Here is a 23,548-nt window from a genome sequence, read left to right as displayed (position 1 = left end):
GATTCGGCAACCGGTGCTCGCTCCAATCCTGCAACCCAGTCTGGCCAAGCTCCTGCGCTACAAAGAGCAATGCCGGATGGTTCAACAAGGTAGGTTTAATTTCAGTAATGTGGATGGTGGACGTTGTAGTTGATCGCAAGATTTCGGTTGTAACGACGAGCAAGACGGACCACACGCTTAGGTAGTCTGACGTGTTAAGGCAGAATGGCTTAACTGCTCGCTGGGAAGTACCCACGCAGGTATATCCGCGCGTCAATTCTGTGGGGTCATGCCAATTACCCTACGATACCTGCCGGACGAGCATTCTTCCCTCACAGATCGCCACAGCTTGGCACGCCCGCTGACACAGACCCACGATCCGGCTCATCAACCTCCAGAGCCCGAACACGCAGGTGATGGCTTTCAAGCTGTACTCAACAACCCAAGCCAGCCCCTGCCGCGGGGAAAAAAATGGATAGAAATCCCCTTGCCGTGGTCGGGGCCGCTCGTCACTGACCCGTTGTTCCTCCTACAGGTTGGCTAGACTCAGCCCGATGCGTCATTCAGACGATAGGCTCGGCCAGTAATCTCATAGGGAGCAACTATGTTTGGTTTAGAGGCGCTGGATCTGGCAAGAATACAGTTCGCTTTCACCGTTTCGTTCCACATCATCTTTCCGGCGCTTTCGATCGGACTGGCCAGTTTCCTGGCGGTGCTCGAAGGGTTCTGGTTGAGGACCAATGACCAGACGTACCGTGACCTTTACCACTTCTGGATGAAAATCTTCGCCGTGTTCTTCGGCATGGGCGTGGTGTCGGGGCTGGTGATGGCTTATCAGTTCGGCACTAACTGGAGCCGGTTCTCGACGTTTGCCGGGGCGGTCACCGGACCCTTACTTACTTATGAAGTGTTGACCGCCTTTTTCATCGAAGCGGGCTTTCTGGGCGTCATGCTGTTTGGCTGGAACCGGGTGGGCAAAGGGTTGCATTTCTTTTCCACGGTCATGGTCGCCATCGGTACTCTGATGTCGACGTTCTGGATCCTGTCCTCCAACAGCTGGATGCACACCCCCCAGGGGTATGAAATCGTTAACGGCCGGATCGAGCCTTTGGACTGGCTGCAAATCATCTTCAACCCATCCTTTCCGTTTCGCTGGGCGCACATGACGGTGGCAGCCTATCTCTCGGTGGCGTTCCTGGTCGGTGCTTCGGCGGCCTGGCATTTGCTGCGCGGGCGCGACAATCCCGCGATTCGCAAGATGTTCTCCATGGCCATGTGGATGGCGCTGCTGGTAGCACCTTTGCAAGCGATGATCGGCGACGCCCACGGCCTCAATACGCTGCACTACCAGCCGGCCAAGATTGCGGCCATCGAAGGCCACTGGGAAAACCGGCCGGGTGAGCCGACTCCGCTGATTCTGTTTGGCTGGCCGGACATGGAGCGCGAAGAAACCCGCTTCAAGATCGAGATTCCAGTGCTGGGCAGCCTGATCCTGACACACAGCTTTACCGAGCAGATTCCGGCGCTGAAGGATTTTCCCAAGGAGGACCGGCCGCCCGCGTACATCGTGTTCTGGAGTTTCAGGATCATGGTGGCGCTCGGGCTGTTGATGATCACCGCCGGGCTGTGGAGTCTGTACCTGCGCTGGCGCGGCAAGCTGTATGGCTCAAGGCCGTTTCTGCGCTTCGTCAATTACATGGGGCCGGCGGGGTTGCTTGCGATTCTGGCCGGCTGGTTTACCACCGAGGTAGGGCGACAGCCCTGGGTGGTATATGGGGTGATGAGAACCCGGGACGCCGTCGCCGACCACAGTGTCGCCCAGCTGAGCATTTCTCTGATCAGTTTCGTGGTGGTGTATTTCGCCATCTTTGGCATCGGCACGATGTATGCGCTGCGCATGATCGGCAAAGGGCCGCATACCGGCGAGGGTGACCTGGCTTCCACCGGTGGGCCCGGACATGACCGGCATACCAAACGGCCGCTTTCGGCCTCGGACGAAAGTTTCGATGAAGGTCAGACCCACGACCGCTTGGACAGGAATTAAGTCATGGCAGGCATAGATCTGAGCATTATCTGGGCAGTCATCATCATCTTCTCGATCATGATGTACGTCGTCATGGACGGGTTCGACTTGGGCATCGGCATCCTCTTCCCGTTCGTGCAGGGCAGGGAGCATCGCAGCATCATGATGAACACCGTGGCGCCGATCTGGGACGGCAACGAAACCTGGCTGGTACTGGGTGGCGCGGGCCTTTTCGGCGCGTTTCCGCTGGCCTATTCGGTGGTGTTGTCGGCGCTGTACCTGCCGCTGATCTTCATGCTGATAGGCCTGATTTTCCGCGGCGTGGCCTTTGAGTTCCGCTTCAAGGTCCATGAAGGCAAGGAAGGTATCTGGGACAAATCCTTTATCGTCGGATCATTCCTTGCAACCTTCTGCCAGGGCGTGGCGCTCGGCGCGTTCATCAATGGCATTCCTGTGGTAAACCAGCAGTTCGCTGGGGATACCCTGGGTTGGCTCAGCCCATTTCCGCTGTTTTGCGGCCTTGCGCTGATCGTCGCCTATGCGTTGCTGGGCAGCACCTGGCTGATCTTGAAAACCGAAGGCGAATTACAGGCGCGGATGCGCGCGCTGACGCCGGCATTGATTGTGGCGCTGGTGATCATTACCGGCATCGTCAGCCTGTGGACGCCTTACACACACCCTCATATCGCCGACCGCTGGTTTACGGTGCCCAATATTTTCTGGTTTATGCCGGTACCGGTCCTGGTGCTGCTGGCGTCGTTCCTGCTGTTCAAATCGGTCAAACGCGACGAGAACCACGCCAAGCCATTTGTGCTGACGCTGGTGTTGATCTTTCTTGGTTACAGCGGCCTGGGAATCAGCATCTGGCCTTACATCATCCCGCCTTCGGTCACCATCTGGGACGCGGCTTCTCCGGTGTCCAGCCAGCTTTTCCTGCTGATCGGTACCTTGTTCATTATTCCCATGACCCTGATGTACACCGCGTGGGGTTATTACGTGTTCAGGGGCAAGGTGAAGTCCGGCGAAGGCTATCACTGACGTACGGGCCGCACAGGCACCGAGGGGGCAGGGCGGAGTCATCCGCGCTGCCTGTTCGGCGCGCGCCAGGCGTTTCGCAGAGTTACTGCGGCCACTGCTCAAGCAGCATCGCTACGAATTTCTCGGCCGCCGGAGACAGCGACGCGCCGCGACGGGAGATCAGGCCCAGGGTCCTGTCGACCACTGGGTCAGTCAGGGGCACGCTCACCAGCGTGGGATGCCCTTGTGCAGGCATCGCAAGGCTTGGCATCGCCGAGATGCCGAGTCCTGCTTCGACCATCCCCAATGAGGTGGAAAGATGTTGCACTTCATAGAACCACTTGGGGCGCCAGCTCAACCCGCTCAAGGCGTGATCCAGAATCATCCGGTTGCCGCTGAGCCGTCCTACCCCGATAAGGCGGTATTCGGCCAGCTCCACCCAGGCCACTGACTTACGTGTCGCCAGTTCGTGGTCGCGCCGGCAGGCAAGTACGAATGGTTCTTTGACCAGTGGCAGGAACTCGATATCCGGGTGCTGCCCACTCATCATGTTGATGCCGAAATCGGCTTCGCCACGCAGTACCGCTTCCAGACCTTCATTGGCGCTGAGATCCAGCAAGCGAATCCGGATCTTGGGGTAACGCTCGTTATACAGCCGTATCACGCTCGGCAAAAAATAGAACGCAGCCGTCGGGATGCAGGCCAGGGTGACCTGCCCGATCTGCCGCTCCGCGAGCTCGCGAATGTTGAGAATGGAGTCCTCGAAGTCGTCCAGCAGTCGTCGCGCCTTGGGGAAGAAGTCGCGCCCGACGCTGGTCAGGCTGACTCGACGGGTGGTGCGATCCAGTAGCGGTGTGCCTAGACCCTGCTCCAGCTTCTTGATGCGCCGCGTAAGCGCCGGCTGGGAGATGTGCAGTATCTCAGCCGCTTCATGGAAGCTGCCAAGTTCGGCGATTTTCACGAATGATCGTATGTCTTGAAGCTCATATTCCACTTGATTGTCCTTGTTTTTTGGTCAGCGAACAGCGACTGAAAACGGCGCTATTATTTCGTCAAGTGGAATAATAGCTACGATCTTTGCATTGGATAAGCTCCAAAAACCGTGTGACTCTTGCGTTCAAGGCATCAATAAGCCCAATTGATCAACAAGAGTCGAACATTATGCAACCCATTCCTTGCGTACTCATGCGCGGCGGCACCTCCAAAGGGCCGGTTTTTCTTGCCAGCGATCTGCCCTCCGTAACCGCTGAACGTGACGAGCTGTTGCTGGCGATCATGGGTTCGGGGCACGAGCTTGAAATCGATGGCATCGGCGGCGGGAGCCCTCAAACGAGCAAGGTCGCCATCGTCAGCCCGTCTTCCCATCCGGATGCCGACGTGGATTACCTGTTCGTCCAAGTCATGGTGTCGCAGCGTCGAGTGGATACCGCCCCCAACTGTGGAAACATGCTGTGCGCCGTCGGCCCGTTCGCGGTGGAGCAGGGGCTTGTCCAGGCGACCGGTGATCTGACCCAGGTGAGAATTCGCAACCTCAACACCGGTACGTTTGTCTGCTCGGACGTGCACACGCCGGGCGGGCGCGTCAGCTACGAAGGCCAGACCCGCATCGATGGTGTTCCCGGGGTTGCTGCACCCGTCCAGCTGACTTTTCTCGATGCGGCCGGCAGCAAGACCGGGGCGCTGTTTCCTACCGGCAACCAGACGGACTTTTTTGCAGGTATCCCGGTAACGTGCATCGACATGGCCATGCCCATGGTGATCGTTGAAGCCTCGTTGCTGGGCAAGCGCGGAGACGAGACTCCGGCAGAGCTGGATGCCGACAAGGAATTTCTTTGCCAGCTCGAACTGCTGCGCTTGCGGGCGGGGTTGGCCATGGGATTGGGTGATGTAAGTGAAAAGGTGATCCCCAAACCGGTGCTTGTGTCACGCCCCGGTGCAGGTGGCACGGTCAAGGTTCGTTATTTCATGCCTCACTCGTGCCACAGGGCGCTGGCGATTACCGGTTCAATCGGCATCGCCACGGCCTGTGTCAGCGAAGGTACGGTGGTGGCGCAGATGCTGGGGAGCGCTGACGGTACTCGCCTGTCACAAGTCCGGATCGAGCATCCCAGCGGGTCTATCCAGGTGGCTTTGAGCTACGTCGGAGAGAACGGGCAGACGATTCGCGCCTCGGTCGTGCGCACTGCCCGGCGTCTGTTCTCTGGAGTGGTGTACGCGCCCGCTCCGCAGCTGCTGGCCGGCTGAGCCAGTTACCGCTTTAGCGTGTTATGCCTGATACACGGGTCTACGCATCAGAACAATTCCAATAATGGGTGATGCAACATGAGAATCGCAAAATCGCTCTACTTTCAGATCATCTGCGCCGTTGCCCTTGGCGTGCTGGTCGGGCATTTCTGGGCCGAGCAGGCGACTGCCCTCAAGCCGCTGGGTGACGCGTTCATCAAGCTGATAAAAATGATGATCGCTCCGGTGGTGTTCTGCACCATCGTCACCGGCATCGCAGGCATGAGCGACAAGCGCTCGCTCGGGCGCCTGATGAGCAAGACCCTGTTGCTGTTCTTCGTGCTGACCGTCATCAGCCTGATGATCGGCCTGGTTGCCGTATACGTACTCAAGCCCGGTGCGGGCATGAATATCGACCCGGCGCAACTGAGCACCGCAGGGCTTAGCCAGTACACCGAGTCTGCGGCGAAGCTGACCGTTGTGGACTTCTTCATGCACATCATCCCGGACACCTTTATCGGAGCCTTCAGTAAAGGCGAGGTCCTGCCGGTACTGTTCATCGCGGTGCTGTCCGGATTCGCGCTTTCTTCACTGGGAGAGAAAGGCAAGCCAGTGCTCAACGTCCTGGAGTCGGCTTCGCAGATGGTCTTCAAGATCTTCTCCTACCTGATGCGTTTCGCTCCTGTCGGGGCATTCGGTGCGCTGGCGTTTACCGTCGGCCAGTACGGGGTTACTTCGCTGGGCTCGCTGGCGAAGTTGATCATGACCCTCTACATCGCTTGCGGCTTCTTCGTGTTCATTGTGCTTGGTGGAATATGCCGCGCTCACGGTTTCAGTCTCTGGAAACTGCTGAAGTACTTGCGGGAGGAGTTTCTGGTCGTACTGGGCACGTCTTCTACCGAGCCGGTGATGCCGCGTATGCTGGAAAAACTGCAGGAACTGGGGTGCAAGAAGGGCGTGGTAGGGCTGGTTCTGCCGACCGGTTACTCCTTCAACCTGGACGGTACGGCGATCTACCTGTCCCTGGCGGCGGTGTTCATCGCCCAGGCCTGCAACATCGAACTGGGTGTGACGCAGACCCTGACCATGCTCGCGATCATGTTGCTGTCCTCCAAGGGCGCCGCGGGCGTCACCGGTAGCGGCTTCGTGGCTCTGGCCTCGACCTTGACCGTGATCCACGATATTCCATTGGCCGGCCTGGCGCTGCTGATCGGGATCGACCGGTTCATGTCCGAGGCACGGGCGTTGACCAGCCTTGCCAGCAATGCCGTAGCGACGGTTGTGATATCGCTGTCGGAGAATGCCTGCGATAGGCGTGTGCTCCTGCAACGGCTCGACGGTAAGCCCGCCGCCGTGTCAGGCCAGACAGCGAAGTGGGACAATGCCTCGCTGACACCAGAGCGCAGCTGACACCCATTTACTGAATCAACAGCAACCTGAGCAGGTCGGGCGCGCATCACGCGACGCTCGGCCGGCGTGGTCGCGCTCGCATGTCCATTAATAACAACAAGAGAATACCAGTATGCTTGCCTTCCTCGGTTTAGCCATGGTGGTGGTATTTACTTACCTGATCATGTCCAAGCGTTTGTCTCCGATTGTCGCGCTGACCGTCGTGCCCATCGTGTTCGCGGTAATTGGCGGCTTCGGCGGAACCACCGGAAAGATGATGCTCGATGGGCTGAAGATGGTTGCGCCGTCTGCGGCTTTGCTGCTGTTCGCGATCCTGTTCTTCGGGCTGATGATCGACTCCGGACTGTTCGACCCCTTGATTCGCAAGATCCTCAAGCGCGTCAATGGCGACCCGATGAAGATCGCGGTGGGCACGGCACTGTTGTCATTGACTGTTGCGCTGGATGGCGATGGCACCACCACCTATATGATCACTTGCGCCGCCATGTTGCCGTTGTACAAGCGAATCGGCATGAACCCGATGATCCTGGGAATCGTGTCGATGCTTTCGCTGAGCATCATGAGCGGCATGAGTCCATGGGGCGGCCCTGCGACTCGCGCCATCGCGGCGCTGGGTCTGGACGCGGGGGAATACTTCATCCCGCTGCTGCCGACCATGATCGGCGGCGCTGCCTGGGTGGTTTTCACCGCCTTTCTGCTGGGGCGGGCCGAGCGTAAGCGGATTGGCAACGTCCTTCTGCAAAGCGGCGGAGGGAGTTGTTACATCGAAGCGATCCTTGGCGATACGCCGCACAAACGTCCCAGACTCGCTTACGTCAATCTGCTGCTGGTCATCGCGGTGATGATCGCGCTGGTGATGGGGCTGATGCATTCGGCGATTCTGTTTCTGATCGGATTCGTGCTCGCACTGATGATCAACTATCCGCAACTGGACGTTCAGAAGGAGCGCATCCTGGCTCATTCCGGCAATGCGATGACCGTCGTGCTGCTGGTGTTCGCCGCTGGCGTTTTCGCCGGGATTTTCTCCGGAACCAAAATGGTCGATGCGCTGGCGCAGACCCTGGTTGACTGGATTCCCCAGGAGTGGGGCCATCTGTTTCCGCTGGTGGTCGCGCTGACCAGCATGCCGCTCACGTTTGTACTGTCCAATGATGCCTATTACTTCGGTGTCGTCCCGATCCTCGCCAATGCCGCGGCGGCTTATGGCATCAGTCCCCTGGAGATTGCCAGAGCGTCCATTCTGGGGCAGCCGGTGCATCTGATGAGCCCCCTTGTGGCATCGACGCTCTTGCTCGTCGGCATGATCGATCGGGACATTGGTGACTTTCAGAAAGCCACCTTGAAGTGGGCGGTTCTCACCTCGCTGGTCGTGACGGCCCTTGCCCTGCTGACAGGCGCAATAACGCTGTTCGTCTGATTTTCCCTCTGTAACAAGACTGCTTACGCGCCCGGTCAGGGCGCGCGGATCACTGCGTCTTCAATAACAATAATGAGCGATGAACATGATTAAGTTATTTACGTCTGGAGCTGTAGCGCCGCTCGTGAGCATGCTGCCTTGGATGGCCGCCGATGCTGCACGCTTCATCGATGACAGCAAGCTGAAACTTCAAATGCGTAATGTCTATTTCAATGAAAACTTCCGCGATGAACACGGGCTAAGCGCCCGGGCCGCGCGCACGGCTAGAAGTGAGCGTACCGAATGGGCGCAGGGGTTTCTGCTCGACTACCAGTCCGGTTTTACCAGTGGGACTGTGGGGTTCGGACTGGACGTGCTGGGGCTGGCCGGCTTCAAGCTTGATTCCGGGAAAGGTCGCAGCGGAACCGGCCTGCTGCCGGTACATGATGACGGACGTGGGGCGGACGAGTTTTCCAGTCTGGGGGCTGCGGCCAAGGCGCGACTGGCTAAAACCACACTCAAAGTCGGCACTTTGCTGCCCAGGACCCCAGTGCTCGTCTATAACGACGCGCGCCTTGTTCCCCAGACATATCGCGGGTCTCAGCTCACCAGTACCGACATAGAAAACCTCACGCTTACCGGCGGGCGTCTGAGCCAGTTCAAGCTGCGAGACTCGACGGACAGTCGTTCGATCGTTCCGGACGGCTTTACCGGCGAGGGGTCTGACTTCATTTATGCAGGTGCCGAATACAAATGGGGAAAGAACCTTCGTCTCAGTTACTTTCATGGTGAACTCGACGATTTTTACCAGCAGCACTTTGCGTCCATCCAGCATGATCTGGCGTTGGCTGGCGGGGTGCTGACCAGCGATCTGCGTCTGTTTCACAGCCAGGATTCGGGCGAGGGGCGGGCCGGGAAAATTGATAACAACATGTTCAGCGGCCAGTTGACCTATGCGCTGGCCGGTCACAGCTTTGGCGGCGGATATCAGGTCCTGAGCGGCGATGCGGGCTTGCCCTATATCAGTGGCGCAACTGTTTATTCGTTCAGCAATGCGGGGATCGGCAAATTCATCGAGGAAGATGAGCGGACCTGGATGCTGAGTTACGCCTATGATTTCTCCCGCCTGGGCATGCCTGGGCTGAGCGCTTCGACCCGCTATCTGAGGGGGCAGAACGGGAAGTCCGGCTCGGCAGAGTTGCAGGAATGGGAACGTGACATGGAGCTGGCGTATGTGCTGCAGGGCGGAGCACTGAAAGGCCTGGGCATCAAGCTGCGCAATTACGTATACCGTTCGGATTATGCTCGGGGCCGCGACAGCAATCGAATCTACATCACCTACGACATTGCGCTGTGGTGATACCGCAGCGCGAGCACAACAAGGCTGACTGACCCCTGGTCAGCCTGCTTCGAACCACCCCTTCAACCGGTCCCGAAAACTCTGAATCAACGGCTCCCTCGACCGGCCGCGTCGCAACGCCAGCGAGAACGGTGCCTGATACCCGAACGTCGCCGGTAGCAGCACCTTCAACCGTTTCTGATCCGCCCAGAACTGGGCGTAATGCTCCGGCAAGTAACCGATATACGCCCCGGACAGGACCAGGATCAGTTGCGCCTCCATCGATTCCACCGTCGCCGCGCTGTGCTTGAAGCCGTGTCGCGCCAGTTCTGCCTGGCTCCAGTAGCCGCGCCCGACCATGCGCTGCTGGGTGATCACCTCGGCAGGGATGCGCCGCTGATCGAACAGTTCGTGGCGGTCGCTGCAGTACAGCCAGTGCTGTTCGCGATACAGGGCCTGATACATCAGCCCGTTCATGCGTACGGAAAAAGCGCCGATGGCCAGGTCCAGGCGGTTTTCCTGCACGCCCAGTTGCAGCTGCGCGGGGCTGAGGACCGAGAGATGCAGGTGCACGGCGGGGTGTTCTTTGCTGTACGCGCCGATAACATCGGCCAACGGCAGAGCGGGGTCGCTGACAGTGGAGTCAAGCACGCCGAGGTTAAGGGTGCCGCGCAGTTCGCCCTTGAGGGCGGCGCTGTAGCGCTCGAAACCTTCGAGTTCGGCGAGCAGGCGCAGGGTTTCCTGATGGAACAACTCGCCTTTGCTGGTCAGGCTGAAGCCGCCGCGTCCACGGTGGCACAGCACCAGACCGAGTTGGGTTTCGAGCTGGCTCATGTAAGTGCTGATGGCGGATGTAGAGAGATTGAGTTCCTGCTGCGCAGCGGCAAAGCCCTGATGGCGCACTACGCAGGCGAAGATGCGCAGCAATTTAATGTCGGGCAGGACGGTGGACATCGGGAAACTCCGGGCAAGGGCAGGGCGGTTCGTGCGGCAGTGTATCCGGGCTTAGTTTAGAAATCTCTGAACTAAGTATTTGTCGGCAGCGATTCTTCCGGCTACGGGGCGGCACCAGAATCGGGGCACTTCAATGACATCAAGATGAGGCCACCCCCGTGGACACGACTTTCCACCAGCCTTTGGGCGGCAACGAGATGCCTCGTTTCGGCGGTATCGCCACCATGCTGCGTCTGCCCCATATACAAACTCCTGAAGAACTTGATCGACTGGACGCGGCGTTTGTCGGTATCCCGCTGGACATCGGCACCTCGCTGCGCTCCGGCACCCGTTTCGGGCCACGGCAGATCCGCGCCGAGTCGGTGATGATTCGTCCCTACAACATGGCCACCGGCGCGGCGCCGTTCGATTCGTTGAACGTGGCGGACATTGGTGACGTGCCGATCAACACCTTCAATCTGCTCGACGCGGTGCGCATCATCGAGCAGGAATACGACCGGATTCTGGGCCACGGCATCGTGCCGTTGACCCTGGGCGGCGATCACACGCTGACCCTGCCGATCCTGCGCGCCATCCACAAAAAGCATGGCAAGGTCGGGCTGGTGCATATCGATGCGCACGCCGACGTCAACGATCACATGTTCGGCGAGAAGATCGCCCACGGCACCACGTTCCGCCGGGCTCAGGAAGAAGGCCTGCTCGACAGCGACCGCGTGGTGCAGATCGGCCTGCGCGCCCAGGGCTATACCGCCGAGGATTTCAACTGGAGCCGCAAGCAAGGCTTCCGAGTGGTGCAGGCCGAAGAGTGCTGGCACAAGTCTCTGGCACCGTTGATGGCCGAGGTGCGCGAAAAAGTCTGCGGGGGGCCGGTGTACCTGTCGTTCGATATCGATGGCATCGATCCTGCTTGGGCACCGGGTACCGGCACGCCTGAGGTGGGTGGCCTGACCACGATTCAGGCGCTGGAAATCATTCGTGGTTGCCAGGGGCTGGACCTTATCGGCTGCGATCTGGTCGAGGTGTCGCCGCCGTATGACACCACCGGCAATACCTCGCTGCTGGGCGCCAATCTGCTGTACGAAATGCTGTGTGTGCTGCCCGGTGTGGCGCGCCGATGAGCACGGCAACGCAGAGCCGCGAGGCGCAGGTGCTCGAAGCAGCGGCGGATCTGGTGAGTGCCTTCGCCAGCAACGACACGGCACGTTATTTCGACTGTTTCAGTGAGGACGCCAGTTTTGTGTTTCATACCCTGGCCGAGCCGTTGGCGTCGCGGGCTGCGTATGAGGCGTTGTGGCAGCAGTGGCAGGCCGATGGGTTTGCGGTGCTGGGTTGCGAGTCGAGTAACCCGCTGGTCAACGTGCAGGGCGATGCGGCGATTTTCGTTCATGACGTGGCGACGCACGTACGGGTCGGCAGCGAGGAGCTGCGACTCAAGGAGCGCGAGACGATCGTGTTCCGGCTTGAAGGCACGCGCTGGCTGGCCTGGCATGAGCATTTGTCGGAGGCGTTGAGCTGATGTGCCCTGGTCGCGCGCCTGGTTGGCAGCGGCATTACAACAATTAGATTCAGCCCTCCGCCCGGGGTCAACGGGCGGCCATAAAGGGTCAGCGTGCCTGCGCTGGCCTTACAACAACTGTGACAGGCGCTGGAGCAACACATGAGCCATTCGACACGTATCGAAAGCCGCAACCGAACCCGTACTGAAACCCGCATCGAAACCTTCGGTGTCGAGCAGATCCCCGACAATCACCGCCATGCCGGCCCCATAGATCTGTTCCGCCTGATCTTCGGAGGCGCCAACACCTTTGCCACGGCGGTGCTCGGCAGTTTTCCGGTGTTGTTCGGGTTGTCGTTCCAGGCCGGGGTCTGGGCGATCATTCTTGGCGTGGCCGTGGGCGCCTTGATCCTGGCGCCGATGGGGCTGTTCGGTGCCATCAACGGCACTAACAATGCGGTGTCGTCCGGTGCGCATTTCGGCGTGCACGGGCGCATCATCGGCTCGTTTCTGTCGCTGCTGACGGCGGTGGCGTTCTTTTCTCTGTCGGTATGGAGTTCGGGCGATGCGCTGGTCGGCGGAGCACGTCGCCTGGTGGGCCTGCCGGAAACCGACTTCAGCCTCGGGCTGGCTTACGGGCTGTTTGCCGTGCTGGTGCTGATCGTCTGTATCTTCGGCTTTCGCTTCATGCTGTGGGTCAACAAGGTTGCGGTTTGGGCGTCCAGCCTGCTGTTCCTGCTGGGTATCGTGGCGTTCGCCGGGCCGTTCGATGCCAGTTATGCCGGCAGCGTCAATCTGCAGCAACCGGGCTTCTGGGCCGCATTCATCGGTGCAGCGTTGCTGGCGATGAGCAATCCGGTGTCGTTCGGTGCCTTTCTCGGCGACTGGTCGCGCTATATCCCCCGTGACACCTCCAAAAGCCGCATCATGCTCGCGGTACTGGCCGCCCAGGCCGGCACGCTGATTCCCTTTCTGTTCGGCCTGTGCACCGCGACGCTGGTGGCAACCCAGGCGCCGCAGTACATCGAGGCCAACAATTACGTCGGCGGCCTGCTGGCGATTTCGCCCAGCTGGTTCTTTCTGCCGGTGTGCCTGATTGCGGTGATCGGCGGTCTGTCGACCGGCACCACCGCGCTCTATGGCACCGGCCTGGACATGTCGAGCATGTTCCCACGCTTGCTCAGCCGCGCCGGTGCCACGCTGCTGATCGGTGTAGCGGCAATTGCCTTCATCTTCATCGGCCGCTTTACCTTCAACCTGGTGCAGAGCGTATCGACCTTCGCCGTGCTGATCATCACCTGCACCAGCCCGTGGATGGTGGTGATGATTCTGGGCCTGGTCAGCCGTCGCGGCTTTTATCACGCCCATGATTTGCAGGTGTTTACCCGGGGCGAGCGAGGCGGGCGTTACTGGTTCCACCATGGCTGGAACTGGCGCGGCCTGGGCGCGTGGATTCCGAGCGCGGCGGTGGGCCTGTGCTTCGTCAATCTGCCAGGACAGTTCGTCGGGCCGCTTGGGGATCTGGCTGGCGGCATCGACATCAGCCTGCCGATCACGCTTGGCCTGGCGGCGCTGCTGTATCTCGCTCTGCTGCGCACCTTTCCCGAGCCTGCTTCGGTATATGGCCCCAAAGGCGCGCACCCGATGCTTGGCCGCAAGGCGATGAGCAACGTCACTCAGCCGGCCGCCGCCCATGTGTAACTCGCGCCGTGCCCAGGCAGATACCGCCGCCGAGGTCTGCCCATGAAGCTGGAAATATTTCGCACGCTGTGGGGATATCGCGGCACGTGGCAGCAGGCGCTGCGTGAGGCGCGTGCAGCGGGCTTCGACGGCTTTGAAGCCCGGGTGCCGGAAGCGGCCGCCGAACGTGCAGCGTTCGCGGCGTTCCTGCGCGGCAATCAGGTGCCCTACATCGCCATTCTGTTCACCTCGGCCGCGGTGCTGCCGGTGCAGTCGGCGACGCCCGCCGAGCACCTGGCGGACTTTGCCGGCAAGCTGCGTCTGGCCGCTGAACTGGAGCCACGCTTCGTCAATGTGCTGGCCGGCAACGACCGCTGGCCACTGGCGCAGCAGGTCGACTTCTTCGGTGAAGCGCTGGAAATTGCGCGCCGCAGCGGGGTGACCTGCAGTTTTGAAACCCATCGAGCGCGGTCGCTGTTCAACCCGTGGCTGACCCTGCAACTGATCGAACAGCTGCCGGACCTGCGCTTCACCAGCGATATCAGCCACTGGGTGGTGACCTGCGAGCGGCTGCTCGACGACCCGGCCGATGACCTCGGCGCCTTCGTCGAGCGCGTGCATCACATTCAGGCCCGGGTCGGTTATGACCAGGGCCCGCAGGTGCCGCACCCCGGCGCCCCGGAATACGCCGCGGCGCTGGCGTTCCATCAGCGGCACTGGGAGGCGATCTGGCGCTCGCAACAGGCCCGGGGTTATTCCGGCACCACGCTGACGCCTGAGTTCGGGCCGGACGGTTACCTGCATCATTTGCCATTCACCGATGTGCCGGTGGCCGACCTCTGGGGCCTCAATGCCTGGATGGGTCGCACCGAACGCGAACATTTCACCGCCTTTTCCACCCGCCCGGAGGGCCTGCTGCCATGACCGAACGAGCTGCTTTCACCCGCATTCCCGTCGTCGATATCCATGGCCTGTTCAGCGACCGCCTGGAAGATCGCCAGCAGGTGGGCCAGGCCCTGGGCGATGCGGCCCGGCATGTGGGCTTTCTGTACATCACCGGCCACGGGATCGCGCCGCAGCTGATCGACGATCTGCACCGCGCTGCCGAGCAGTATTTCGCCCAGCCGCTTGACGCCAAGATGCAGCACTACATTGGCGCCTCGCAGACCCACAAGGGCTTCGTGCCCGAAGGTGAGGAGGAGGTATACGGCACCGGCAAGCCGGATCACAAAGAAGCGTTCGATATCGGTTTCGAAGTGCCGGCGGACAATCCGTTGGTGCTCGCCGGTACGCCGCTGCTGGGCCCCAATGACTGGCCGACTCTGCCGGGCTTCCAGACGGCAGTGCAGGCCTATTACCAGGCAGTCTTTGCCCTGGGGCATCAGCTGTTTCGCGGCTTCGCCCTGGCGCTTGGGCTCGATGAACACGCATTTGACGACATGGCGCGTTTCCCGCCGTCCAAGCTGCGCCTGATCCATTACCCGTTCGACGGCGACGCCCATGACGCGCCCGGCATCGGCGCGCATACCGATTACGAGTGTTTCACCATCCTCAAGGCCGACCAGCCGGGCCTGGAAGTGATGAACGAGCAGGGCGAGTGGATCGACGCGCCGCCTCTGGACGACGCTTTTGTGGTCAACATCGGCGACATGCTGGAGGTCATGACCGCCGGTGCCTTTGTCGCCACCGCGCACCGGGTGCGCAAGGTCAGGCAGGAGCGCTATTCGTTCCCATTGTTCTATGCCTGCGACTACCACACTCAGATCAAGCCGTTGCCACAGTTCGCCGACGGCGAGCAGCACTACGAGCCTATCGCCATTGGCGAGCACATGTGGGCCCAGGCTTTGCAAACCTATCAATATCTTCGCCAGCGTGTGGCGGACGGGCAGATCGCCTTGCCGCAGCACGCCAGAAAGCCTTCAAGCTTCGGGCACCTGAAAAATCAGAGCGTGACTTCTTGACCTGCCTTTCCCCTCAATCTGGAATGACGACTATGCCAAGCACCACGTTTTCGAGTCTTGCCGCTCCCCTGATCATCGGCGCAGCCCTGTTCGCCGGCAGCGTCCAGGCGGCACCCACCGCCACGCCCGGTACGCTCAAGGTCGGCATGGAGATTTCCTATCCGCCGTTCGAGTCCTATGACGGCGACAAAGTGGTGGGCTTCGATCCGGAAGTATCGACCGCGCTGGCCAGGCAACTGGGCGGTCTCAAAGTCGAGTTCGTCGACACGCGTTTCCCGAACCTGATTCTGGGCCTGAATGCCAACCGCTTCGATACGATTATTTCCGGCATGTACATCACCGAGGAGCGCACCAAACAGGCCGAGGCGATTCCCTACGCACAGGTTGGTGCGTCGATCATGGTACGCAGCGACAGCAGCGCAAAACCGCAGCAGCCGGAAGACCTGTGCGGCCTGAAAGTCGGCCTGCAGCAGGGCACCAACTGGATCAACCAGCTCAAGGCCGCGTCGGCTGATTACTGCGCCAAGCACAACAAGGGCGAGATCGCCATCAGCGAATTCCCGACCACGGCCGAAGCGTCCCAGGCGCTGATGTCCGGCAATATCCAGGCGCATCTGGAAATCTCCGCCGCCGCGAAAATGATCGTCGACAAGGCTCGTGGCCGGATCACGATCAGTTCTGAAAAATCTCTCTACCCGCAGACCCTCGGCATCTATGTGAAGAGGGGCAATGCCGAACTGCTCGAAAAACTGCGCGCAGTGGTCGAGTCCTACAAACAGAGCGGCGAGTACGGCGAGATTCTGAAGAAGTACAACCTGGAACCGGCGTAATCCCGGAGCAGATATAACGCTTTTGCAGGAGCGCGCTTGCCCGCGATGGTGTTTACCTGAGCGCGGGCAAGGCGGTTCGCCGACCGAATCGTTGCTGCAGGCCACGTATTTCTGCATGACGGCGCTGAGTCCTGGACGCAGCGCCATCCCATCCGCTGCACCGAGGTCATCATGGCATTCGACTGGGCCTATTTTTTCTCGCTGTTCTCCGTTCAGGCTTTCTGGCAAGCCTGCCTGACAGTCGTGCAACTCAGCACGCTGGCCTGGACCCTTGGTCTGGCGCTGGGGTTTGTGCTGGCCAGTGCCAAGCTATCGACGCATGCCTGGCTGCGTATGCCGGCGAGTCTGTACATCTGGCTGTTTCGCAGCATTCCGTTGCTGGTGCTGCTGGTCTTCGTCTACAACCTGCCGCAGCTGTTTCCCGCTGCTGGCAGTGTGCTTTCGCAGCCGTTCTACTCCGGCCTGATTGCGCTGGTGCTGACCGAAACCGCGTACATGGCCGAGATTCATCGCGGCGGCCTGCTGTCGGTGCTCAAGGGCCAGCGTGAAGCGGCCAAGGCGCTGGGCATTCGCGGGCTGGGCGCGCAGCGGCTGGTGATCATTCCGCAGGCGATCCGTATTTCGTTGCCGACGCTGACCAACGAGTACGTGACCATCGTCAAACTCACTTCGCTGGTGTCGGTAATCTCGCTCAGCGAGTTGCTGCTGGTCGGCCAGCGCATGTACGCGCAGAACTTCCTGGTGCTGGAAACCCTGGCGGCGGTGGCCGTGTATTACGTGCTGATCGTGACCTTGTTCGGCTGGCTATTGCAGTGGGCCGAGCGTCATCTGGACCTGTCGCGCAAGACGGCGCAGACCCTCGATGCCTCGCAGGCCCAGGCCTTGCGCCAACCGGCAGGCATTGGCAAACCGCGTTGCGAGCCGGTAGCGGGGCAGCCCGATGCGCTGATGCTGCGCGACATCCACAAGCGTTACGGCAATCACGAAGTGCTCAAGGGCATTGACCTGACCGTCAAGCCCGGTGAAGTAATTTCGATCATTGGCCCGTCCGGTTCGGGCAAGACCTCGCTGATCCGTACCATCAACAGCCTGGAAACCATCGACCGGGGCGAGATCGTGCTGTTCGGCAACGACTACATCAAGGCCGGCACGCGCACTGATTCCGCGCTGGTCCGCCAAGGCATCAGGCGCATCGGCATGGTGTTTCAGAACTTCAACCTGTTCCCGCATCGCACCATCCTCGACAACGTCATCCTCGCGCCGCGCTACCACGGCCTGGCCAGCATCAGTGACCTGCGCCGCAAGGGCCATGCGCTGCTGGATCGGGTGGGGCTGCTGACGCATGCCGACAAGTACCCGCACCAATTGTCGGGCGGCCAGCAACAACGGGTGGCGATTGCCCGCGCCCTGGCGATGGAGCCGGACATCATGCTGTTCGACGAACCGACTTCGGCGCTGGACCCGGAGTTGGTGGGCGATGTGCTCAACGTCATCCGCGACCTGGCGGCCGAGGGCATGACCATGCTGATCGTCACCCACGAAATGGATTTTGCGCTGTCGATCTCAGACCGCATCGTGTTCATGGAAAACGGCCACGTGGTGACCGACGCGTCGCCGGCCGCGATCCGCTTTGACGGAGACCCTCGGGTCAAACGTTTCATCGGCCTGGAAGAGGAGCGCGCCGCATGACGACTTGCGGGGAATTTCTCGTCAAGCAGCTACAAGCCTGGGGCGTCGATACTGTGTTCGGCATTCCCGGCGTGCATACCGTGGAGCTGTACCGCGGCCTGCCGGGCAGCGGCATCCGCCACATTACCCCGCGCCACGAGCAGGGCGCTGGTTTCATGGCCGACGGCTATGCGCGGGTCAGCGGCCGGCCGGGGGTGTGCTTCATCATCACCGGCCCGGGCATGACCAACATCCTCACGGCCATGGGCCAGGCGTATGCCGACTCGATTCCGATGCTGGTGATTTCCAGCGTCAACGAACGCAACCGGCTGGGGCAGGGCAACGGCTATTTGCATGAGCTGCCGAACCAGCGTGCAATGGTCGCCGGGGTCAGTGCCTTCAGTCACACGCTGATGAGCGTCGACGAACTGCCCGCGGTGTTGGCGCGCGCCTTTGCCGTGTTCGACAGCCAGCGTCCGCGCCCGGTACATATCGAGCTGCCGCTGGACATCATTACCGCCAGCGCCGCGCACCTGGCGCTGCAGCCGCGCCGGGTCGTTGCCCGCCCGGCGCCGGACCGTGCAGCAATTGCTGAAGCAGGCGCACGCTTGCGCGCGGCGCGACGTCCATTATTGCTGCTTGGCGGCGGATGCGTCGGAGCCATGGAAGAGGCGCGCGAACTGGCGAGTCGGCTGGACGCACCCACCGCCTTGACCATCAATGCCAAGGGCCTGCTGCCGGCTGATCATCCTTTGCTGTTGGGCAGCAATCAGTCGCTACCCCCGGTGCGGCAGATGGCGCTGGACGCCGACGTGGTACTCGCCATCGGCACCGAGCTGGGAGAAACCGACTACGACGTGGTCTTCGACGGCAATTTCAAGATTGGCGGAGATCTGATTCGCATCGACATCGATGCCGAGCAACTGGCCCGCAACCATGCGCCAGGCCTGGCGATCCTCAGCGACGCGGCGCAGGCCATGCGCGCCTTGCTCGCCGAGTTGCCGGCGCGCGCCGATCAGGTTGATAGCCCTGGGGTGCAGCGGGCAGCGGCAGCGCGCGACCAACTGGCCGAAGCTTTCAGCGGCTGGGCGCATTACCGCAAGTTGTTCAACTGCGTGCTTGAGGTGCTGCCCGAGGCGCGGTTTGTCGGCGACTCGACCCAAACGGTGTACAGCGGCAATCACCTGGTCGATCTGGACAGCCCGCGCCGCTGGTTCAACGCCTCCACTGGTTACGGCACGCTGGGCTACGGCCTGCCCGCAGCACTGGGCGCGAAACTGGCCGAGCCGTCGCGGGCGGTGATCAGCCTGATGGGCGACGGCGGTATGCAGTTCACCTTGCCGGAACTGGCCAGCGCGGTAGAAGCGCAAATCGCGATCGTCGTGCTGCTGTGGAATAACCAGGGTTACGGCGAGATCAAGCATTACATGGAGCGCCGCAACATCACTCCGCTGGGCGTGGATATCTACACCCCGGATTTCCTGACGATAGCGCGCGGCTTTGGCTGTGTGGCAGAGCGAGCGCGGGAATACCAGCATCTGCAAACGCTGCTGCGCGAAGCGCCCAGTGACCGACCGCTGATTATCGAAATCAACCAGGCGCCCCCGTTCGCACCTTGATGCATGGAGCTACACAATGAACACCCCGCATTACATCAACGGCTTCTGGCTGGCAGGCGAGGGCGAAGACGTCCTGACTGTTTATGACCCTGCGCAGGGCCAGCCCTTTGCCGAGCTGATCGCTGCCAGCAGCGCGCAGGTCGATCAGGCCGTCAGCGCCGCCCGTGCCGCGCTGCCCGCCTGGAAAACCACGCCGGTCGGCGAACGTGCCGCCACGCTGCGCGGTTTTGCCGAGCAGCTTACCCAGCGCCGTAAACAACTGATCGCCTTGCAGATGCGCAATAACGGCAAGCCACGGCATGAAGCCGAGGTGGATCTGGACGACGCCATAGCAACCTTCAGCTATTACGCCCAACTGGTCGAAACCCAATCGGCCCACCGAGACGTCGAGCTGGCGGCACCAGGCTTCACCTCCCGCACGCGCCTGGAACCGGTCGGCGTGGTCGGGCTGATCGTGCCGTGGAATTTTCCCCTGGTGACCAGCGCGTGGAAACTTGCCCCGGCGCTGGCGGCGGGCTGCACCGTGGTACTCAAGCCGTCGGAGGTCACGCCAGTGATCGAGCAGGCGTACGGGCAGATCGCCGAGAGCCTTGGCTTGCCCGCCGGCGTGCTGAACATCGTCAGCGGCAAAGCCGAAACCGGTGCCGCACTGAGCAACCATCCGGGCCTGGACAAGCTGTCGTTCACCGGCAGCAATGGCGTGGGCAGCCAGGTGATGCGCAGCGCCGCCGCGTTTTGCCGACCGGTGACACTGGAACTGGGCGGCAAATCGGCGTTCATTGTGTTTGACGACTGCGATCCCGATCAGGCGGTGGAGTGGATTGTCGCTGGCATCTGCTGGAACGCCGGGCAAATGTGCTCCGCCACCTCGCGGCTGCTGATTCAGGAGGGGATTGCCGAAGCGCTGATTCCGCGCCTGCACGCGGCGTTCGAAGCGTTGCGGGTGGGTAATCCTCTTACCGAAGAAGTCGACATGGGGCCGCTGACCAGCGAGGCGCAATGGCAAAAGGTGCGCGAGTATTTCGAGATAGCGAAGGGAGAAGGCTTGCACTGCCTGACCGGTGGCGCGCCGTTGGCGCGAGATGGCTGGTTCGTCAGCCCAACGCTGTATCGCGACGTGCCGGCGGGCAGCCGTTTGTGGAATGAGGAGATCTTCGGGCCAGTGCTCTGCACTCGACGCTTCACTACCGAACGGGAAGCTATCGAGCTGGCCAACGACAGCCATTTTGGTCTGGTCGCTACAGTGGCCAGCAACGATATCGCGCGCGCAGAGCGGGTGGCCGATGCGCTGGAAGTCGGACACGTGTGGATCAACTCGATCCAGGCGGTATTTGTGGAAACGTCCTGGGGCGGGAGCAAGGGCAGCGGCATCGGGCGGGAACTGGGCCCGTGGGGGCTAGCGGCGTATCAGGCGGTGAAGCATGTGACGCGGTGTCTGGGATAAAGCCGGGCCTCTGACTTCATCAGGCCAAAGCCGACGGCACCGGGATTGGCAGTGAACCTTGGGCGCTGTCTGGGCTCAGTTGTGCAGACCGCACTTGCGATCTCTGAAAAGGATCTGGCATGGAACGTTCTGTATCCACCGCTCTTCCGAAGGTTCGCGTTGAACGTGAACTAAGCCCGCGTGCGATGCTCACCGGTGTGGTGCTGGGCATCCTGCTCACGCCGTCGAACGTGTACGCGGGGCTCAAGATCGGCTGGTCCTTCAACATGTCGATCATCGCTTTGCTGGTCGGTTTCGGCCTGTGGCAGGGTCTGGCGGGGCGCAGAGGGAACTGGTCCGCGTGGTCGCTGCACGAAAGCAACATAAACCAGACCGTGGCCTCGGCCGCGGCCTCCATCATCTCCGGCGGGCTGGTGGCGCCGATCCCCGCCTATACATTGCTCACCGGCAACCAGCTGGATCCTTTGCCGATGATGGCCTGGGTCTTCTCTGTGAGTTTCCTGGGCATCTGGATTGCCTGGTATCTGCGTCCTGCCTTGCTCAACGACCACGGGCTGAAGTTTCCGGAAGGCATGGCGACCCTGGAAACGCTGCAACAGATCTATCGCCACGGGCAGGAAGCGATGGCGCGGATCAAGGTCCTGTGCAGCGCCGCGCTGCTGTCGGGACTGGTGAAGTGGATCGACGGATTCGTCTGGGCGATCCCGCGCTGGGCGCCCACGCCCGCGCTTGAACGGCTGACGTTCACGTTTGATCCTTCGCTGTTGCTCATCGGCTTTGGCGGCATCATCGGTATTCGAGTGGGCCTGACGCTGCTGCTCGGCGCCGCGCTGGCATGGGGCGGCCTGGCACCGTGGCTGCTCGACCATGCGTTGGTGGTGCTCGCGCCGAACGCCAGCGGCCCACAGTTCGCCAGACTGGTGGAGTGGCTATTGTGGCCGGGCGTGAGCCTGATGGTCTGCGCAACCCTGACTTCATTGGCGATTCGTCTGTTCCAGATGCCACGGAAGTCGGTTGGCGAACAGCCCGCAGATCAGGTACTGCGCGCCAGGGTGCGGTTCACGCCAGTACCCGCGTTGGGTTTGCTCCTGTCCATCGCTCTGGTGGTGGTCCTGCAGGCGTTGTTGTTCGGCATCGACTGGTGGATGGCCTTGTTGAGCATTCCGTTGGCGATTTGTCTTGCCGTGGTTGCAGCCCGGGTGGTGGGGGCCACTGGCATCGCGCCGATTGGCGCCATCGCCAGCCTTTCGCAGCTGAGCTTCGGCGTGGTTGCTCCTGGCCAGGTGTCCATTAATCTGATGAGCGCCAACACGGCGGGTGGCGCGGCCGGGCAGTCCACCGACCTGATGAACGATTTCAAGGTCGGTCTGGCAATCGGCGCGACGCCGCACAAACAGCTCATTGCCCAGTGCATCGGTATCTTCATCGGCAGCGTGGTGGGCGTGTTGGTGTACCTGACGCTGATTCCCGATCCGCAGACCATGCTGCTCACCGAACAATGGCCCGCACCGGCCGTTGCGACCTGGAAGGCGGTGGCCCAGACGCTGACTCAAGGGTTGGAATCGTTGTCGCCGGAGATTCGCCTGGCGATTGTGATCGGCAGCGGTTTCGGCGTGGTGCTCGGCGCGCTGGACAGCCTCTTGCGACGTTCGGCTCGCTGGCTGCCGAGTACTGCCGCGCTGGGGTTGGCATTCGTGTTGCCAGCATCGGTCTCCATGATGATGGGCCTTGGCTCGGTACTGACCTGGCTGGTCAGCCGCCGTTGGCCAAGCATCACCGAGCGCTTTGCAATCACTGCGGCAGCGGGGCTGATCGCTGGCGAAAGCATCACCGGCGTGGGTGCTTCATTCTGGGAAATGCTGCGAACGCTATAACCGTTCCGAACAAAAACATGGCATCTAGTTGAAACATGCCTGCTTAATAAGTAAGACTATTTTATTTAATGATGCCGGTAATCCATAAAACGGATTTCGTCGTTCGGTCGACAGCGTGATATTTTCCGGCCGCCTTTCTATGGCGGAAGTACACGCACCAGCGGCCGCTTATATGGCCACCGCCTTAGTTGATGCATTCAGCTTCAGATTATCTCGGTCCGGATGGCGCTTACTTGCTGATGGACCAGACCGTCTGGAAGTCAGCGCTTCGCTTCACCGTTTCGCCGCTGCTACTCCGCAGGCTTTGCGCTGAAAAAGCGGTTCGCCACTCGTCCGAATGACACTGTCGCAATTGGCTATGGGCGCGCGGTGTTCAACTCCCGCAGTCGAGACGTTCAGGAGCAGGCAGCACTCGCCATGAAACAGGACTTTCCTGACCTGAACAGCGGCGAAGGTCTGGTGGAAATGACCTACGGCGCGCAAATCGCACCCTGGCTGGTAATGCGCCCTTCGGTGCAATACATCATCGAACCCGGTGCGTTTTACGGTACCGATACAGATAATGCTTTGATATTTGGTTTCCAGATCAAGGCAACGCTCTGAACTATGGGCTGTCAAAGCATGCAGTAACGCTGC

General features: G+C 61.0%; 19 protein-coding genes. 17 read left to right on the top strand and 2 right to left on the bottom strand.

What is annotated here, in order from left to right; all coding sequences use genetic code 11:
- Window positions 1–583 precede the first annotated feature (583 nt).
- Together J3P77_RS13015 and cydB are read left to right on the top strand one after the other, a co-directional pair.
- A complete protein-coding gene (locus tag J3P77_RS13015; protein ID WP_434677042.1) occupies window positions 584–2,023 on the top strand; it encodes a cytochrome ubiquinol oxidase subunit I in 1,440 nt (479 codons plus the stop codon).
- A gap of 3 nt (window positions 2,024–2,026) precedes the next feature.
- Entirely contained in the window at window positions 2,027–3,040 is a 1,014-nt protein-coding gene (gene cydB / locus J3P77_RS13010; RefSeq protein WP_434677041.1) for a cytochrome d ubiquinol oxidase subunit II, read from the top strand.
- A gap of 82 nt (window positions 3,041–3,122) precedes the next feature.
- Here cydB and J3P77_RS13005 read toward each other — a convergent pair whose 3' ends face one another.
- The gene (locus J3P77_RS13005; RefSeq protein ID WP_434677040.1) at window positions 3,123–4,013 is read right to left on the bottom strand and encodes a LysR family transcriptional regulator; all 891 of its coding nucleotides are present in this window, start codon (window positions 4,011–4,013) and stop codon (window positions 3,123–3,125) included.
- Window positions 4,014–4,180: 167 nt separating this feature from the next.
- Between J3P77_RS13005 and J3P77_RS13000 the strand changes: the two genes are divergently transcribed.
- The 4 genes from J3P77_RS13000 (at window position 4,181) to J3P77_RS12985 (ending at window position 9,408) form a co-directional block, all read left to right on the top strand.
- On the top strand, window positions 4,181–5,263 hold the full coding sequence (locus J3P77_RS13000; protein WP_434677039.1) for a 4-oxalomesaconate tautomerase: 1,083 nt from the start codon (window positions 4,181–4,183) through the stop codon (window positions 5,261–5,263).
- Between the two features lie 78 nt (window positions 5,264–5,341).
- Window positions 5,342–6,652: a dicarboxylate/amino acid:cation symporter gene (locus tag J3P77_RS12995; RefSeq protein ID WP_434677038.1), complete on the top strand. Its 1,311-nt coding sequence runs from the start codon at window positions 5,342–5,344 to the stop codon at window positions 6,650–6,652.
- Between the two features lie 112 nt (window positions 6,653–6,764).
- Entirely contained in the window at window positions 6,765–8,069 is a 1,305-nt protein-coding gene (locus J3P77_RS12990) for a CitMHS family transporter (protein WP_434677037.1), read from the top strand.
- Window positions 8,070–8,154: 85 nt separating this feature from the next.
- Complete coding sequence (locus J3P77_RS12985) at window positions 8,155–9,408, top strand: OprD family porin (RefSeq protein WP_434677036.1); 1,254 nt, start codon at window positions 8,155–8,157, stop codon at window positions 9,406–9,408.
- Window positions 9,409–9,447: 39 nt separating this feature from the next.
- On the opposite strand, the gene J3P77_RS12980 is transcribed toward J3P77_RS12985, so the two are convergent.
- The gene (locus tag J3P77_RS12980) at window positions 9,448–10,341 is read right to left on the bottom strand and encodes a LysR family transcriptional regulator (RefSeq protein WP_434677035.1); all 894 of its coding nucleotides are present in this window, start codon (window positions 10,339–10,341) and stop codon (window positions 9,448–9,450) included.
- Window positions 10,342–10,499: 158 nt separating this feature from the next.
- Here J3P77_RS12980 and speB point away from each other — a divergent pair, with 158 nt between their 5' ends.
- The 11 genes from speB (at window position 10,500) to J3P77_RS12925 (ending at window position 23,515) form a co-directional block, all read left to right on the top strand.
- On the top strand, window positions 10,500–11,459 hold the full coding sequence (gene speB, locus J3P77_RS12975; RefSeq protein WP_434677034.1) for an agmatinase: 960 nt from the start codon (window positions 10,500–10,502) through the stop codon (window positions 11,457–11,459).
- Window positions 11,456–11,857, top strand: a complete 402-nt coding sequence (locus J3P77_RS12970) for a YybH family protein (RefSeq protein ID WP_434677033.1) — start codon at window positions 11,456–11,458, stop codon at window positions 11,855–11,857. The genes speB and J3P77_RS12970 overlap by 4 nt, the downstream gene beginning before the upstream one ends.
- A gap of 141 nt (window positions 11,858–11,998) precedes the next feature.
- A complete protein-coding gene (locus J3P77_RS12965) occupies window positions 11,999–13,537 on the top strand; it encodes a purine-cytosine permease family protein (protein WP_434677032.1) in 1,539 nt (512 codons plus the stop codon).
- A 42-nt stretch (window positions 13,538–13,579) separates the two neighbouring features.
- Window positions 13,580–14,440, top strand: coding sequence for a sugar phosphate isomerase/epimerase family protein (locus tag J3P77_RS12960; RefSeq protein ID WP_434677031.1), 861 nt, complete (start codon window positions 13,580–13,582; stop codon window positions 14,438–14,440).
- Complete coding sequence (locus J3P77_RS12955) at window positions 14,437–15,477, top strand: isopenicillin N synthase family dioxygenase (protein ID WP_434677030.1); 1,041 nt, start codon at window positions 14,437–14,439, stop codon at window positions 15,475–15,477. Before J3P77_RS12960 ends, J3P77_RS12955 begins: the two co-directional genes overlap by 4 nt.
- A 32-nt stretch (window positions 15,478–15,509) precedes the next feature.
- Window positions 15,510–16,307: an ABC transporter substrate-binding protein gene (locus J3P77_RS12950; RefSeq protein ID WP_434677029.1), complete on the top strand. Its 798-nt coding sequence runs from the start codon at window positions 15,510–15,512 to the stop codon at window positions 16,305–16,307.
- Window positions 16,308–16,478: 171 nt separating this feature from the next.
- Window positions 16,479–17,996 (top strand): amino acid ABC transporter permease/ATP-binding protein, encoded by a 1,518-nt coding sequence (locus J3P77_RS12945; RefSeq protein WP_434677028.1) that lies wholly within the window; start codon window positions 16,479–16,481, stop codon window positions 17,994–17,996.
- Window positions 17,993–19,594, top strand: a complete 1,602-nt coding sequence (locus J3P77_RS12940; protein ID WP_434677027.1) for a 5-guanidino-2-oxopentanoate decarboxylase — start codon at window positions 17,993–17,995, stop codon at window positions 19,592–19,594. Before J3P77_RS12945 ends, J3P77_RS12940 begins: the two co-directional genes overlap by 4 nt.
- Before the next feature lie 16 nt (window positions 19,595–19,610).
- Complete coding sequence (locus tag J3P77_RS12935; RefSeq protein WP_434677026.1) at window positions 19,611–21,038, top strand: aldehyde dehydrogenase family protein; 1,428 nt, start codon at window positions 19,611–19,613, stop codon at window positions 21,036–21,038.
- Between the two features lie 119 nt (window positions 21,039–21,157).
- Complete coding sequence (locus tag J3P77_RS12930) at window positions 21,158–22,912, top strand: OPT family oligopeptide transporter (RefSeq protein ID WP_434677025.1); 1,755 nt, start codon at window positions 21,158–21,160, stop codon at window positions 22,910–22,912.
- 309 nt (window positions 22,913–23,221) lie between these two features.
- The gene (locus tag J3P77_RS12925) at window positions 23,222–23,515 is read left to right on the top strand and encodes a carbohydrate porin (RefSeq protein ID WP_434682001.1); all 294 of its coding nucleotides are present in this window, start codon (window positions 23,222–23,224) and stop codon (window positions 23,513–23,515) included.
- Window positions 23,516–23,548: the final 33 nt, after the last annotated feature.

Origin of the sequence: Pseudomonas sp. R1-18, from assembly GCF_051132095.1 — a bacterium.
Lineage (GTDB): Bacteria > Pseudomonadota > Gammaproteobacteria > Pseudomonadales > Pseudomonadaceae > Aquipseudomonas.
The sequence above is the reverse complement of the archived record's forward strand: the minus strand, read 5'-3'. Positions and strand labels throughout refer to the sequence as shown.

Bases quoted from the DNA above. Each gene is read 5' to 3' on its own strand.
- J3P77_RS13015 (WP_434677042.1), top strand. From the start codon at position 584: ATGTTTGGTTTAGAGGCGCTGGATCTGGCAAGAATACAGTTCGCTTTC.
- cydB (WP_434677041.1), top strand. From the start codon at position 2,027: ATGGCAGGCATAGATCTGAGCATTATCTGGGCAGTCATCATCATCTTC.
- J3P77_RS13000 (WP_434677039.1), top strand. From the start codon at position 4,181: ATGCAACCCATTCCTTGCGTACTCATGCGCGGCGGCACCTCCAAAGGG.
- J3P77_RS12995 (WP_434677038.1), top strand. From the start codon at position 5,342: ATGAGAATCGCAAAATCGCTCTACTTTCAGATCATCTGCGCCGTTGCC.
- J3P77_RS12990 (WP_434677037.1), top strand. From the start codon at position 6,765: ATGCTTGCCTTCCTCGGTTTAGCCATGGTGGTGGTATTTACTTACCTG.
- J3P77_RS12985 (WP_434677036.1), top strand. From the start codon at position 8,155: ATGATTAAGTTATTTACGTCTGGAGCTGTAGCGCCGCTCGTGAGCATG.
- J3P77_RS12980 (WP_434677035.1), bottom strand. From the start codon at position 10,341: ATGTCCACCGTCCTGCCCGACATTAAATTGCTGCGCATCTTCGCCTGC.
- J3P77_RS12970 (WP_434677033.1), top strand. From the start codon at position 11,456: ATGAGCACGGCAACGCAGAGCCGCGAGGCGCAGGTGCTCGAAGCAGCG.
- J3P77_RS12965 (WP_434677032.1), top strand. From the start codon at position 11,999: ATGAGCCATTCGACACGTATCGAAAGCCGCAACCGAACCCGTACTGAA.
- J3P77_RS12960 (WP_434677031.1), top strand. From the start codon at position 13,580: ATGAAGCTGGAAATATTTCGCACGCTGTGGGGATATCGCGGCACGTGG.
- J3P77_RS12955 (WP_434677030.1), top strand. From the start codon at position 14,437: ATGACCGAACGAGCTGCTTTCACCCGCATTCCCGTCGTCGATATCCAT.
- J3P77_RS12950 (WP_434677029.1), top strand. From the start codon at position 15,510: ATGCCAAGCACCACGTTTTCGAGTCTTGCCGCTCCCCTGATCATCGGC.
- J3P77_RS12945 (WP_434677028.1), top strand. From the start codon at position 16,479: ATGGCATTCGACTGGGCCTATTTTTTCTCGCTGTTCTCCGTTCAGGCT.
- J3P77_RS12940 (WP_434677027.1), top strand. From the start codon at position 17,993: ATGACGACTTGCGGGGAATTTCTCGTCAAGCAGCTACAAGCCTGGGGC.
- J3P77_RS12935 (WP_434677026.1), top strand. From the start codon at position 19,611: ATGAACACCCCGCATTACATCAACGGCTTCTGGCTGGCAGGCGAGGGC.
- J3P77_RS12930 (WP_434677025.1), top strand. From the start codon at position 21,158: ATGGAACGTTCTGTATCCACCGCTCTTCCGAAGGTTCGCGTTGAACGT.